Origin of the sequence: Geomonas anaerohicana, from assembly GCF_016458305.1 — a bacterium.
Lineage (GTDB): Bacteria > Desulfobacterota > Desulfuromonadia > Geobacterales > Geobacteraceae > Geomonas > Geomonas anaerohicana.
In genome coordinates, this window is record NZ_JAEMHL010000001.1 from 39485 (window position 1) to 54504 (window position 15020).

The 15020-nt window shown below is 62.3% G+C and carries 9 protein-coding genes; all 9 read left to right on the forward strand.

Going from position 1 to position 15020, the window contains the following annotated elements:
- The first annotated feature begins 234 nt into the window (after window positions 1-234).
- The 9 genes from gyrA to JFN91_RS00225 all read left to right on the forward strand — a co-directional run bounded on the left by gyrA (window position 235) and on the right by JFN91_RS00225 (window position 14899).
- On the forward strand, window positions 235-2748 hold the full coding sequence (gyrA, locus tag JFN91_RS00185; RefSeq protein WP_199387215.1) for a DNA gyrase subunit A: 2514 nt from the start codon (window positions 235-237) through the stop codon (window positions 2746-2748).
- Between the two features lie 121 nt (window positions 2749-2869).
- On the forward strand, window positions 2870-4393 hold the full coding sequence (locus JFN91_RS00190; protein WP_199387216.1) for a HEAT repeat domain-containing protein: 1524 nt from the start codon (window positions 2870-2872) through the stop codon (window positions 4391-4393).
- A gap of 147 nt (window positions 4394-4540) precedes the next feature.
- A complete protein-coding gene (locus JFN91_RS00195) occupies window positions 4541-5548 on the forward strand; it encodes an NAD(P)H-dependent glycerol-3-phosphate dehydrogenase (protein WP_199387217.1) in 1008 nt (335 codons plus the stop codon).
- A 113-nt stretch (window positions 5549-5661) separates the two neighbouring features.
- Complete coding sequence (locus tag JFN91_RS00200; RefSeq protein ID WP_199387218.1) at window positions 5662-7932, forward strand: ATP-binding protein; 2271 nt, start codon at window positions 5662-5664, stop codon at window positions 7930-7932.
- Window positions 7919-9451: a hybrid sensor histidine kinase/response regulator gene (locus JFN91_RS00205; RefSeq protein ID WP_199387219.1), complete on the forward strand. Its 1533-nt coding sequence runs from the start codon at window positions 7919-7921 to the stop codon at window positions 9449-9451. The genes JFN91_RS00200 and JFN91_RS00205 overlap by 14 nt, the downstream gene beginning before the upstream one ends.
- Before the next feature lie 182 nt (window positions 9452-9633).
- On the forward strand, window positions 9634-10716 hold the full coding sequence (locus JFN91_RS00210) for a PAS domain-containing sensor histidine kinase (RefSeq protein ID WP_199387220.1): 1083 nt from the start codon (window positions 9634-9636) through the stop codon (window positions 10714-10716).
- Window positions 10717-10829: 113 nt separating this feature from the next.
- Window positions 10830-13010: a hybrid sensor histidine kinase/response regulator gene (locus JFN91_RS00215; protein ID WP_199387221.1), complete on the forward strand. Its 2181-nt coding sequence runs from the start codon at window positions 10830-10832 to the stop codon at window positions 13008-13010.
- Between the two features lie 60 nt (window positions 13011-13070).
- Window positions 13071-13997 (forward strand): ABC transporter ATP-binding protein, encoded by a 927-nt coding sequence (locus JFN91_RS00220; RefSeq protein WP_199387222.1) that lies wholly within the window; start codon window positions 13071-13073, stop codon window positions 13995-13997.
- Window positions 13998-14143: 146 nt separating this feature from the next.
- Window positions 14144-14899, forward strand: coding sequence for an ABC transporter permease (locus tag JFN91_RS00225; protein ID WP_199387223.1), 756 nt, complete (start codon window positions 14144-14146; stop codon window positions 14897-14899).
- Window positions 14900-15020 lie beyond the last annotated feature (121 nt).

A 15020-nucleotide genomic window follows, 5' to 3' on the forward strand; every position in this document is an offset into this window, starting at 1 on the left:
CCCCCTCCGGGGGCGGGGACGCCCTCACCCCGGCCCTCTCCCGGGGGGCGAGGGGGAGTTGGATAAGGCGGGTGAGAACGAGTTAACACCGCGGGATGCTTAAATAAAAAAAATTTTCCCTCCCTTCGGGAGGGGATAGCGTTTTGCATATATCTACTGCAAATCAATTGTGAGGGCGTTTTTCGGGGGATTTGACCCAAAGATGCCGCCTTTTGACCGGAAAGGGTTTCCTAAATGCTGAATCAACTGAACAAGGTATCGGTAAACATCGAAGACGAGATGAAGCGCTCCTACATGGACTACGCCATGTCGGTCATCGTCGGCCGCGCGCTTCCGGACGTACGCGACGGCTTGAAGCCGGTGCACAGGCGCTGCCTCTACGCCATGTACGACATGTCCAACGACTGGAACAAGCCGTACAAGAAATCGGCCCGCGTCGTCGGCGACGTCATCGGTAAGTACCACCCGCACGGCGACACCGCCGTCTACGACACCCTGGTCAGGATGGCCCAGGACTTCTCGCTCAGGTACCCGCTGGTCGACGGCCAGGGCAACTTCGGTTCCATCGACGGCGACTCCCCGGCGGCGATGCGTTACACCGAAATCAGGATGGAGCAGCTTGCCCACGAACTGCTGAACGACCTGGACAAGGAAACCGTCCCCTTCGGCCCCAACTACGACGACTCCTTGAAGGAGCCGCTGGTCCTCCCCTCCAAGTTCCCGAACCTACTGGTGAACGGTTCCGCCGGTATCGCGGTCGGTATGGCGACCAACATCCCGCCGCACAACCTCTCCGAGGTGGTGGACGCCATTGTCGCCATCATCGAGAACCCGCAGCTCTCCTTCGAGGAGCTGGTGGAGCTGATCCCGGGCCCGGACTTCCCGACCGGCGGCTTCATCTACGGCCGCGAAGGGATCATGAAGGCCTACTCCACCGGCCGCGGCATCATCCAGATGCGCGCCAAGGTGCAGATCGAGACCCAGAAGAAGACCGAGCGCCAGTCCATCGTGGTAACCGAGATCCCGTACCAGGTGAACAAGGCGAAGCTCGTCGAGAAGATCGCCGAGCTGGTCAAGGAGAAGAAGATCGAGGGTATCTCCGACCTCAGAGACGAGAGCGACCGCGAGGGTATGCGGATCGTCATCGAGCTCAAGAAGGACGAGAACCCGACCATCATCCTGAACCACCTGTACAAGCAGACCCAGATGCAGTCCTCCTTCGGCATCATCATGCTGGCCATCGTGCACAACCGGCCGCGCGTGCTGACCTTGAAGGAGACCATCGAGTTCTTCATAGAGCACAGAAAAGAGATCGTCACCCGCCGCACCATCTTCGACTTGAAGAAGGCCGAGGCCCGCGCCCACATCCTGGAAGGTCTGAAGATCGCCCTGGACAACCTGGACGAGGTGATTGCCCTGATCAAGGCGAGCGCTTCGCCGGCCGAGGCGAAGGTCGGCCTCATGGAGAAGTTCGGCCTCTCCGACCTGCAGGCCCAGGCCATCCTGGACATGAGGCTGCACCGCCTGACCGGCCTCGAGCGCGAGAAGATCCTCGAGGAGCTGCGCGAGATACTGAAGTACATCGCCCGCTTGAAGGAGATCCTTGCCTCCGAGGCCGAGATCCTCAAGATCATCGTGGGCGAACTGCTTGAACTTAAAGAGAAGTTCGGCGACAAGCGTCGTTCCGAGATCGTCATGCAGACCGCCGACATCTCGCTGGAGGACACCATCGTCGAGGAAGACATGGTGGTCACCATCTCCCACACCGGCTACATCAAGCGTAACGCCGTCACCCTGTACCGCGCCCAGCGCCGCGGCGGCAAAGGGAAGACCGGCATGAAGACCAAAGAGGAGGATTTCGTGGAGCAGCTGTTCATCGCCTCCACCAAGGACTATCTCATGTTCTTCACCGATGCCGGGAAGGTGTACTGGCTCAAGGTGTACGAGATTCCGGAAGCGGGCCGCGCTGCGCGCGGCAAGGCGATCGTGAACCTGTTGAACCTCGCCAACAACGAGAAGATCACCACCATCCTCCCGGTCAAGGAGTTCGTGGACGACAAGTTCATCATGATGGCCACCAGGAACGGCGTGGTGAAGAAGACCAACATGATGGAGTACTCGCACCCCAGGGTGGGGGGCATCATCGCCGTCAACCTCGACGACGGAGACAAGCTCATCTCCGTGGCGCTCACCGACGGCAAGCAGGACGTGCTGCTCGCCACCGCCAACGGCAAGGCGATCCGCTTCAAGGAAGACGACGTCCGCACCGTGGGCCGCGTCTCCCGCGGCGTGCGCGGCATGACCCTCGAGGACGAGGATGTGGTCATCGGCATGGAGATCCTGAACGAGAACTTCACCGACTCCACCATCTTCACCGTAACCGAGAACGGCTACGGCAAGAGGACCGAGATCAGCGAGTACCGCACCCAGTCCCGCGGCGGCAAGGGGATCATCACCATCAAGACCACCGAGCGTAACGGCCAGGTGGTGGACATCAAGCAGGTGGTGGACGACAACGACCTGATGCTGATCACCGATCAGGGCAAGATCCTGCGCGTTTCCGTGGCCGGCTTCTCCATTATCGGCCGTAACACCCAGGGCGTTCGCCTCATGGTCAAGGAAGAGAACGAGCGCGTTGTCGCCGTGGCCCGCCTGGCCGAGAAAGAGGACCAGGAAGAGAACGAGGAAGAAAACGACATCGACGAGATCGTCGAGCTCGAAGCGGACGGCGGCGAGGGCGAGGAGTAGTAAAGCAAATCCCCCTAAATCCCCCTTTGTTAAAGGGGGACTTAACGAAAAGCAAGCGTCGAACATGTAATCTTTGCCCTCCCCTTGGGAGGGGTGCCATGCAGTGAAAAAGGGTAGACCCATGCAACAGAGCGAGAAGGTAGACAACTCCCTCAATGAGCGTCGCGATATTCTGGATCTCCTGGTGCGGCTTAAGGGTGACGGTATCTCCATCCACGAGATGGAGCAGATCGGCCTGAAGTTCCAGAAGGCCGGCAAACGCGCGCTGCGTCCGCTGGTACGGGAACTCTGGCGCGAAAACTCGGGCGAACTGATCACCAAGTACGCCTACATCCTGGACTTCTTCGACACCAGCGATTGGCTCGACCAGCTGATCCAGATCGCAATCAAGCGCCAGGACCTCGCTGCCGACGGCAAGGCCGCCCTGATGATCGCCCTGGAAGGGTACGGCGTGGACGTCAACGCCCCTCCCTTCAGGCAAGACAAGGCCAGCTCCGGCGGCACCTCCCTGGGACAGCAGGTCCAGGGGGCGATGCGACTGGGCGAGGAAGGGATGGTCACCTTCCTGGATGATTTCCTCTCCTACCCTGCCGAAGTGCAGCAGATCGTGATCCGCGAGCTGTGCCACTCGGGCGACAACCAGTCGCCCCGCTTGCTTCAGGCGATGCTCTGGCACGAGGACCGCGACATCGTGCACTCCGCGCTTGCGGCCCTGGGCAAAATCAGGGACCCCCGCGCGGCCGCCGTACTGCAGGATTTCCTGGCCGATTGCGGTGCCGAGCTTGCGCCGTACGCAGACAAGGCACTGCGCAGGCTCCGTTTCCTGGGCGTCGCGGTGCCGCCGCCGCGCAAGCTGCTCCCCTTCCATGCCGGCTACGCGACACCGCCGGACGGGGACGGTTACCGTTCGCTGCTCTTGTCCCGCTGGGCCAGCCCGGACACCGTGAGCGTGCTGTACATGCAGGTGCACGAGAGACGCGGGGTGCTGGCAGCCTGGGGCGCCGGGGACCTGACCCTCGACAACTTCGCCGCCGAGATAGAAGGCTTCCGGATGCAGGACGACCTGATCGAGGTGGCTCCGGCATACCTGCTGGACCTGGTGCGCGACGCCCTTTACTGGAGCCGTGACCTCTGCTACCTCCCGGCGGACTTCTACATGAGGCGCGGCATTTTCGCCGGCGAGGACATGACCCCCGCCCGCTACACCGACAAGCTCACCGACCTCCCCCGCTCGCGCCGGCTCAGCTTCCACGAGGGCGAGCAACTTGCCCAGCGTCTCTTCGCCGATTCATTCTTCTCCGGCTGGTTCATGGCCGCACAGCGAGTCTATGATTTCGCCGAGGAGTACCGCAGCGGTAAGGGATCGGAACAGGTACTGGAGCGTTTCTGCACGGAACTGCTGGCACCGGAGATGGAACTGATCCGGGAGCGGCTGCTGGTCAGCGCGGACCTGATGCGCCGCTGCGGCAGGGACAATCTCGAAGTTGCCCGCATCGTGGGGCTTGCCGACAGCCTAGTGGACAACCCGCTGCCGCTCCATCTGCACCCGTTCCTGCGCCGCTTCGCGCTGGAGAGCATGGAAATCGCCCGGGAATCGCTGGAGCGTGGCGATGAGCCGCCGCTGAGGGCGGTAGAAGAGCTGTAAAAAGTAATTCCTGCTTTCGCAATCCCTCCCCCTCCCGCAAGTGGAGGGGGAACAAGGCGCTTGCGAGTGCGTCTGCGGAATGTTAATTATTTGTGTTACAATGAAGTCCTCATGAGGGCTAGAGAAACTGTACGAGGGCTTGAATAGATGCTAGAGAAAGTTGCAGTAATAGGCGCGGGCAGCTGGGGCACCACGCTGGCCGACCTGCTCGCCAAGAAGGGACACCAGGTCACCCTGTGGGCCTACGAGCCCGAACTGGTCGTCACCATGCGCGAGACCAGGGAGAACAACCTCTTCCTCCCCGGGATCACGCTGCAGGAGAGCCTTGCCTTCACCAACGACCTCGAGGAGGCCTACCGCGGCTGCACCATGGTGCTCTGCGTGGTGCCGTCCCAGCTGGTACGCCGGGTGATCACCAACTCCCTCCCCTTCATCCCGCAAGACGCGCTCATCATCTCCGCCAGCAAGGGGATCGAGGTCGACACCCTGGCCACGGTTTCCGAGATCTACCAGGAGATCCTCCCCGCGGAGATGTACGCCAACTTCGCCGCCCTCTCCGGCCCGAGCTTCGCCCGCGAAGTGGCGCAGGAGATGCCGACCGCCGTCGCCGCTGCCGCGGCTACCGAGCAGATCGCCCGCCGGGTACAGGAAGCCTTCAACACCAACTTCTTCCGCGTCTACCGGAATTCGGACGTGGTGGGGGTCGAGCTTGGCGGCGCCATCAAGAACGTCATCGCCATCGCGGCCGGCATCTCGGACGGCCTCGGCTTCGGCAGCAACACCCGGGCCGCTCTCATCACCCGCGGCCTTGCCGAAATGACCCGCCTCGGCCTTGCCATGGGGGCGCAGCCCGCCACCTTTGCGGGACTGGCCGGGATGGGAGACCTGGTGCTTACCTGCACCGGCGACCTGTCCAGGAACCGCAGCGTAGGCATCCAGATCGGCCAGGGGCGCCGCCTCGACGAGATCCTGGGCGAGATGCGCATGGTGGCCGAAGGGGTCAAGACCACGGAATCGGCGTACAACCTGGCCAGGAAGCTGGGGGTCGAGATGCCCATCATCGACCAGATGTACCAGATGCTCTACCAGAACAAGCCGGCACGCGAAGCGGTCCTGGAGCTCATGACCAGGAACCTCAAGGCCGAAGGAGCTTAGGAACAGATTAAGGCTGAGATTAGGATTAAGATTGAGAAGAAACAGTGGACACTGCGCCATCCTGTTTCTCTTTGTCTCAATCTTAATCTTTATCTGTTTTTCAAGGATAGGTAATGCAACCACGCTTTGGCATAAGAACCAAACTGCTCCTGTCCATCCTCGCCATCCTTCTCATCTCCTATTCCACCCTGATCTACTCGACCATGAAGACCATGAGTGCGTCTTTGCGCACCGAGGTCGACCGTAACCTCGAAACAAACCTCACCTACGCCCGCAGCCAGTACCGCGACCGCGCCACTGTCATCAATTATTCGCTGCTGCAGCCCGCCACCGCGCCGGTGGTGCAGGGACATGTTGCGTCGGGTGATCGCAAATGGCTGGACGATCGGCTGAAACAAATACACAGGGTGCTCCCCTCCCTGGATATCTTGCTGATGCTGGATGGCAAAAAGAGGATCTTAGCGGGCGTCGATACCACATCGTACGACGAGGAGCTGTACCTGCCCGGGATACTGGATCAGGCACTGGCGGGGAAAGGTGTGGTGAGTTCGACAGAGATACTGCCGGCTGCAACGCTGTGTCAGGCAGGGGCCAAGCGCTATTGCGAGCAGGAAAGCAACGCGGAGGCCATGGTAAACACAGTGGTGGTCCCGGTGCTAGGCCAAGGCGGCAGCGTCTTGGGGTGCTTCGTCGCCGCCGAAATCCTTAACAACCAAGCGACCCTCCCCACCGACCTTCAGGAGGTATCAGGCAACGACGTCGAGGTGAGCATCACCCAGCGGGACCTGCGTATCTCCAGCAGCCTGCCGGCCACTCTGCGAGACGCCTCCACCCTCTCCCCGAAGGTCGTCGAGGTGCTGGAGCGCGGCGAGGTGTATCGCGGCGAGGCTCGCATCGGATCGCGAGACTACGAGACGGTCATCGACCCCATCCTGAACAGTCGGGGTGAATTCGTCGGCTCCATTTCGGTCGCCGTGGCCACCGAAAGGTTCAGCGAAACCAGGCGGGAAAACCTGGGCAACATCCTGGCCTCCGCCTTCATCGGCATCCTCTGTTCGTTCGGTTTGGCCTTCCTTGCCTCCCGGCACTTTACCGGCCCGCTGCGGCAACTTGCGGCGAGCGCCAGCAAGATCGAACATGGGGACCTGGACCAGAGGGTCGAGGGTGACCAGGACGACGAGGTGGGGGTGCTGGCCTCTTCCTTCAACAAAATGGTGCAGGCGCTCAAGGAGCGCGACGCCATCATCAACAAGAAGACCGACGACCTCCAGGAGCTGAACGAGCAGCTGGAGCGGATGGTGGACGAGCGGACCTCGGCCCTGGTCATGGAGATGGGGAGGCTGGAGGCGGTGCTGACCAGCCTGGCCGAGGCGGTCGTGGTGACTGACCTCGACAACCTGGTCGTGCTCTTCAACCCCGCGGCGCAGCAGCTCTTCGGGATGGTGCCGCACCGCGTGGTCGGGCAGCCCATCGAGCAGGTCTGTGAGCTGGTGGGGTTCACCCCGCTGCTGGAGCGGATCAGGGACCTGTCCCAGCCCGAGCGCGGCGGCGGGACCAAGGAGGAGCTGACGGTAAAGGGGAAGCGGCTGCACGTCTACCTCTCCTCGCTCTCCGACGAGTACGGCAACTTCGCCGGCATCGTCCTCTCCATCCGCGACGTCACCGTGGAGCAGCAGGTGGACCGGATGAAGACCGAGTTCATCTCGACCGTGTCGCATGAACTGAAGACGCCGCTCACCTCCATCAAGGGGTCGCTACAGCTCCTCTTGACCCGCAGCAAGTGGCTGACCGACACCGAGCGGCAGCTGCTCACCGTCTGCTTCCGCAACACCCAGCGCCTGATCCGCCTGATCAGCGAGATACTCGACATCTCGGGGATCGAGTCGGGCGGCATGGTGTTCAAGTTCAAACCGGTTTCCATCGGCGAACTCACCGTGTACGCGGTCGAGGAGATCAAGTCCTACGCCATGGGCCGCGACATCACCATCGTCAACACCGTCGGCGAGCACCTCCCCATGGTGTACGGCGACAGCGACCGCCTGATCCAGGTGATCACCAACCTTTTGTCCAACGCGGTGAAGTTCTCGCCGGAGGGGAAGGTGGTCATGATCAGTGCCGAGCAGGAAGGGAACTACGTGGTGGTCTCGGTGGCCGACAAGGGACGCGTGATCCAGTGGTCGGACCGCGACAAGCTTTTCAAGAAATTCCAACAGATAGAATGCCAGGAACGCGGCAAGGTGGGGGGGACCGGCCTGGGACTCGCCATCTGCAAGGAGATCGTCGAGCGCCATCACGGCCGGATCTTCTACACCGCCGCCCAGGAGCGCGGCAACACCTTCAGCTTCACCGTGCCAATCATAGGGGAGACCGATGCAAAAGGATAGGATTCTCATAGTTGATGACGAGGCGGACATCGCCCTCATCCTCAAGCTGCAGCTGGAAGACGCCGGTTACGAGACCGAGCGGGCCCGCGACGGGGTAGAGGCGCTGGAGGCGATCGAGCGCGAGCATTTTTCCCTGATCATGCTGGACATCAAGATGCCCCGCATGGACGGTCTGGAAGTGTTGAGCCGGATCCGCAGCGACCAGACCCCGGTGGTGATGATGACCGCGCACGGCAGCGAGGACATCGCGGTGGACGCCATGAAAAAGGGTGCGCTGGACTACATCTCCAAGCCCTTCTCCTCCGACGACATGCTGCAAAAGGTGGAGCGCGCCATCGGCATCGACCGCACCAGGAAGGAAAACGCCAAGCTGCAACGGCAGTTGGACGAGGAGCGCCTCAAGATGGCGGCGGTACTCCAGGGGATGGCGGACCTTCTGCTGGCCGTCGACCTGCACGGGACCATCATCACTGCCAGCCGCCAGGCGGAGAGCGTCCTTTCCTGTGACGGCGGCATCGAGGGGAAGGTGCTGGAAGAGGTACTCAAAGCCGAAGTACCGGGTGGGGAACTGCCGGCCCGCACCGTGCTGCGCACCTGCGAGCCCTGCCTGGACGTCGCCTACCAGCTCCAGATCGGCGGGCAGCAGGTGCCGGTCCTTTCCTCGGCGGCGCCTTTGAAAAACGGCTCCGGGGAACTGGTGGGGAGTGTCGAGATCATCCGGGACATCTCCAAGCTCAAGGAACTGGAGCAGGAGAAGGAAGATTTCGTCAGCATGCTGTCGCACGACCTGAAGTCCCCGATCACCGCCGTGGTCGGTTCCATCGACCTGGTGCGCGAGGCGAAGCTCGGCCCGATCACGCCGGACCAGCGCGAGTACCTGAACGCCGCCATCGAGAGCTGCGAGGAGATGGTCGAGATGATCGACACCCTGCTCGGCATCCACAAGTTCGAGGCGGGCAAGATGAAGCTCAGCTTCAGGGACGAGGATCCGGGCTCCCTGCTCAACCGCAGCGTCAGCAAGTTCCAGACCCTGGCGCAGCGCGGCGCCATCAATCTGTTCACCACCCTCCCCTCCGGACTGCCCCCGGTTTCGGCGGACCGTTCCTCCTTCAACAGGATCATGGGGAACCTCCTCTCCAACGCGGTGAAGTTCACCCCGGAAGGGGGCGAGATCGAGGTCTCGGCCGACCTGGTGCACGACCCGACCACGGTGACGGGGAAGGTCCCGGAGCAGAACTACGCACCGGGGCAGCTCCCGACCGAAGGCGACTTCGTGCGCATCAGGGTGCGCGACAGCGGGGTCGGCATCCCCGAAGAAGCGCTGGGCTCCATCTTCGACCGCTTCGTCCAGGCCAGGAACCGCCGCCAGGGGAAGACCCGCGGCACGGGCCTGGGGCTTGCCTTCTGCAGGAAGGCCGTGGACGCACACGGGGGCTACATCTGGGCCGAGAGCGAGCCGGGGGCAGGCAGCGTCTTCACCATCCTGCTTCCCGCGCAACCGGAGGAGCCCGGGGAGTAGCCATTTCGGGTTTCATTAGCCGCAGGAACGGGGGGACCGTCGGACAGGTTTCGAAAGAGTCTTTAATTATTCCTCTTTTTTCTTTCGGGAAATATAGTAAAGTAGAGCAGCGTTGGAGAGGAAACCCCTCTCATGGGAGTGCCGGCAGTTACGTTGACATGATCTTGGGACGGGAGGGATAAGTGGCGCTGCGAGAAACTGACGCGGGGTACCGCGAGTTGTTCGAGGAAAACCCTGAGGCGATGTGGGTCTGTCACCGTGACACCGGGCAGTTTCTGGCGGTCAACGAGGCGGCCCTGAGGCTGTACGGCTATGGTCGCAGCCAGTTCATGGAACTCAACCTCTCCCACCTCGGCGCGGCCGATCCCCCCTCCGGCGACGAGGCCAAGGTTGTTCCCTGCCTGCAGCGCAGGCGGGACGGCACGGAACTGGAGCTGCAGCTCACCTGGCGACCCGTCACCTTCCACAGCGAGCCGGCCCACCTGGTGCTGGCGCGGCGGCTCGAGCCGGCTGCGCAGGGACAGGACCAGGAGGGCTTACGGCGCCAGGTGACCGAACAGTTGGCCCAGTTGGAGGCAGCGCACCGTGAGCTCGAGGCCTTCAGCTACTCCGTTTCCCATGACCTGCGGGCCCCCCTGAGGCACATCGACGGGTTCAGCCGGGCCCTTTTGGACGACTACGGTGAGGTGATCGGCAGCCAGGGGCAGGAGTACCTGACCCGGATCTGCCAGGCGACCGGCAAGATGGCGCAGCTCATCGACGCCGTGCTGCAGCTGGTGCGGGCAGGACGCTCCGAGTTGGAGCCGCGCGCGGTCGACCTGAGCGTGAAGGCGCAGGTCATCGCCCTGGAGCTGAAGCACAACGAGCCCGGGCGGGAGGTGGAGTTCGAGATCGCCGAAGGGATGACGGCCGAGGCCGATCCCAAGCTGGCTCGCCAGCTACTCGAGATACTGATCGGCAACGCCTGGAAGTTCAGCGCCAAGACCCCTCAGGCCCGGATCCGTTTCGGGGTCAGGCAAGAGGCGGGGCAGCCGGTCTACTTCGTCAGTGACAACGGCGCGGGGTTCGACATGGCCTACGCCGACAAGCTGTTCACGGTGTTCCACAGGCTGCACCGTGCCGACGAATTCGAGGGGTGCGGCGTCGGGCTGGCCATAGCCCAGCGCATCGTGACCCGCCACGGCGGCAGGATCTGGGCCGAGAGCGCGCCCGGGCAGGGGGCCACCTTCTACTTCACGCTGGGACGTGAGGCAGTTGTCAATTGATAACCGGATTGATTAGCGACGATCTTCCGCTGGTCCCTCTCCCGGAGGGAGAGGGGATGTAGAAGCATTTGGCGCAAGATCATGCCTAATCGGGATTGGTAATAGGTTTAGCTATGTCGTCAAAAGAGCTTAAAGTTCTGCTGGTTGAGGATTCCCAGGAAGACAGCCTGCTTCTGGTCCGCGAGTTGATGCGCGGCGGTTACCAACTGGAGCACCTGAGGGTGGAGACCGCCGAGGCGATGCGGCGCGCACTGGAAGAGGGGACGTGGGACGTCGTCATCTCCGATTACAGCATGCCCTCCTTCGACGCCCTGGGGGCGCTGCAGGTGCTGCACGAAAGCGGCCAGGACCTCCCGTTCATCATCGTCTCCGGCAAGATTGGCGAGGACCTCGCCGTCGCCGCCATGAAGTCCGGGGCCAACGACTACCTGATGAAGGGGAACCTTGCCCGCCTGGTGCCGGTGGTGGAACGCGAACTGCGCGAAGCGGCGGAACGCCGGACGCACCGGCAGACACAGGACAAGGTACGCCGCGGCAAGGCGGAGTGGGAATCGGTATTCGATGCCGTTTCCGACCTGATCATCATCACCGACGCCGAAGGGGTCATCTCCCGCTGCAACGGCCGGGTGACCTCCTATTTCCCGGGCGGGTACGACGCGGTGCTCGGCAAGCGCATCGACGAGATCTTCTTTGGAGCGGAGCAGCCCGAGGGACAGGTCTTCCGCTTCCTGCACAGCCAGGGCGAAGCCGACGAGGATGTCCGCTTCCCCAACCTGAGCGGCTGGTACAACGTGACCAGCTACCCCATGCGCATCGAAGGGAACGACCGCGGCTTCGTCCACATCATCAAGGACATCACCAAGCGGCGCGAGGTCGAAGAGGAGAAGCGGACCAGCGACCGCGAACTCCTTACCCTTTACGCCGTTGCCTTCCGCCTGCAGTACACCAAGGGGGTGGAGAAGGTGATGGGGGACCTCCTGTTCCAGCTGCACAACATGCTGCAGATGGATTTCTCCTGCATCCACCTCTTTGAAAGCGAGCGCCTGAGGATGCGCGCCTCGCTGGGGCTCACCCCCGCCTTCGAAAAAGCGATGAAGTCGCTCTCTCCCGATGAGGAGTGGAACCGGCTGGCGCAGAGCGGGCGGCCGTTTTTGGGGGAGGAGCCGGATGCGCGCTTCCCGGACAAGGCGAAAAAGGCTGCCGTCGCCATGGGGTTGCACTCCTGGTGCACGGTCCCCTTGAAGATAGGCCAGGAAGTGATGGGGGTGATGACGGTGGGGACGCTGTCCGGGCGCAGCTACAGCGACCGCGACGTGTTTCTCCTCTGCTCCATCGCCGGTCAGCTCGCCGTCCTCATCGACAACTACAGCCTCTACGACAAGATGAAGGAGAAGGCCGAGGAGCTCTACAAGAGCAAGATGGAGCTCAAGGAAAACCTGCAGAAGGTGAAGCGGGCCAACATCGAGCTGGGGCGGCTCAACACGGCCAAGAACAACTTCATCGGCATCGCCTCGCACGAGCTGAAGACGCCCATCACCTCCATCATGGGGGGGGCCGAGTTCCTGCTGAAGTATTCCGGAATCCCGATGACGCCGGAGCAGCACAGCATCCTCGCCTCGGTGTACGAAGGGACGGTGCAGCTCAGAAAGCTGGTCGAGGATCTTCTTTCCATCTCCAGGATCGAGGCGCAGGGGCCGCTGGCCCAGAAGAAGCCGGCCAGCCTGATGCACGTCTGCCGCGAGGTGCACAACCTCTTCGTGCTGCCGCTCTCCGAGCGGCACATCACGGTGAATATCGGCGGGGACGAGGCCGACGTGCCGGTCGACGAGGGTTTCGTCACCCTGGCGATTCGGAACCTTCTGGAAAACGCGATCAAGTTCACCCACGACGGGGGCGAAGTGCGGCTTTCCGGGCGGGTCGTGAAGCATGCGCAGTTGAAGGAGATGACCCCCACCCTGCGCCAGTTCTACTCCGCATTCCCGAACAACATCGCCAACGCCCAGAACTATTACCTGTTGCAGGTAAGGGACAACGGCATCGGGATTCCCGCCGACGAGCGGGTCAGGATCTTCGACAAGTTCTACGGCGTCGGCGACATCGCGCACCACTCCTCCGGCGACACCGCCTTCATGTCCAAGGGGTCGGGGCTCGGCCTCTCCATCGTGCGCGGCATCATGGACGCCCACGAGGGGGTGGTCTGGGTGGAGGATGCTGCAGGCGGCGGCAGCACCTTCTCGCTGCTTTTCCCACTAATTAACAGGGATAAAAGGGATAAAGGGGATAACACCCGATAACCCAAAGGCTTTTACTGGCTTTTATCCCTGTTATCCCTTTTATCCCCGTAAGGGTGGGTTATGAACTTCGCCATTACCTTGCATGACATCACCAAGAGCTACGACGGCTTTACGGCGGTGGATGCCTTCTCGCTGCAGGTGCAGCGCGGCACCGTCTTCGGGCTCTTGGGACCAAACGGCGCCGGCAAGACCACCCTGATCAAGATTCTCACCACCCTGATGCGCCCTACCCTCGGCGACGCCTTCGTCGAGGGACACAGCGTCCTCACCGCGGGCAAGGAGGTGCGCCGGGTGATCGGCGTGGTACCGCAGGAAAACAACCTGGACCGCTACCTGACCGCGCGCGAGAACCTGGCCCTGCATGCCAGGCTGCACGGCATGCGCCCCGCCGCCTACAACCCGCGCATCGACCAACTGCTGGAGATGACCGGGCTCGCCGGGCGCCAGCACGACTTTCCCGATACCTTCTCCGGCGGCATGCAGCGCCGCCTGGTGGTGGCGCGCGCCCTGGTGCACGAGCCGCGGGTCCTCTTCCTCGACGAGCCTACCACCGGCCTGGACCCGCAGTCCCGGCGCTCCCTGTGGGACCACATCCGCGGCCTGCGCCGGACCATGACCGTCTTTCTGACCACCCACTACATGGACGAAGCCGATGCCTTGTGCGACCGGATCATGATCATGGATCACGGCACGTGTCTGGCCGACGGCACCGCCGCGCAGTTGAAGGACGCCTTCTCCCGGGCCCACACCTACCAGGTCGAGTTCCGCAATGACGCCGACCGCTACCAGGAGGTGCTGGCCGGGCTTCCCTTCGTCAAGGGGGTCGAGCGCGACGGCAGCCTGTTCCAGATCACGTTGGCCGATGAAGAGTCGATAAAGCCGCTCATGGACCACCTCTCCGGCTCCGACATCCGCCGCATCTGCCTGAAGGAGCCGACCCTGGAGGACGTGTTCATCTCGCTGACGGGGGAGAAGGTCAGGGAATAAGAGGCGGTTCAACGTTCAACGTTGGATGTTTGAAACGGATTTTCCTAAGCCGCGGCGGCAACGTGACGGCGCGGTCCCTTGCCTGCGGAGGTGCCGCGCCCAGCGGGCGCGAAACGTTGAACGTTGAACGTTGAACGGAGGTGTCGGTGTTCAAAGGCGCTTTTTCCATCTGGGGCAGGGACATGCGGGTCATGAGGCGCAGCATTGTCTCGGAGCTGGTCTCCGTGATCGCCTACCCGCTTACCCTCTACCTCGCCTTCGGCTTCGGCCTCAAGGGGTACATCACCGACGTGAACGGCGTCCCCTACCCTCTCTTCATCGCACCGGGCCTCATCTCGATGACGGCGGTCAACGCGGCCTTCGACGAGAGCTCCTGGAGCATGTGGTTCCACCGCAAGGTGCAGCGCACCATCGAGGAGTACCGGGTCACCCCCGTCACCGTGTACGACATCGTCATCGGCAAGATCTTCTCCGGCTTCTCCCAGGGCGCGGTCAAGGGGACCGTGGTCTTCCTGGTCATCCTCGCCCTCACCCCCTTCCGCATCGACTACACTCATTTGCCGGTGTACCTTTTGTGCATCGCACTGTCATCGATGACCTTTTCCTGCCTCGGCACCATCTGCGGGACAGTCATAGACAAGCCGGAAAACATCGGACGGGTGCAGTCGGTGGTCATAGTGCCGCTGATATTCATGGCGGGCATCTTCTTCCCGCTTTCATCCTATCCTTCATCCATCCTGCCGCTGATACAGCTTCTTCCCACCACCGCTGTATTCGAAGGAGCGCGCGATGCGCTCCTCACAGGAGCGATCCCGTCACAGTACCTGGTGAACCTGTTGCTGACTGCCGCCGCCTGTTTCACTATCGCCGTATACACCTTCAACCGCAAGATGGCGGAATAAGCGATTCTTCTTGAGTTTCCCGAGTCATTCATAGTAAAGTTTGCAGTAAACTTTTTACCTCCTGGATGCCCGCTTCGGACGCCGTGTCGCGAAGCCGGCAAACCGAGCGTACCTTGTCGCT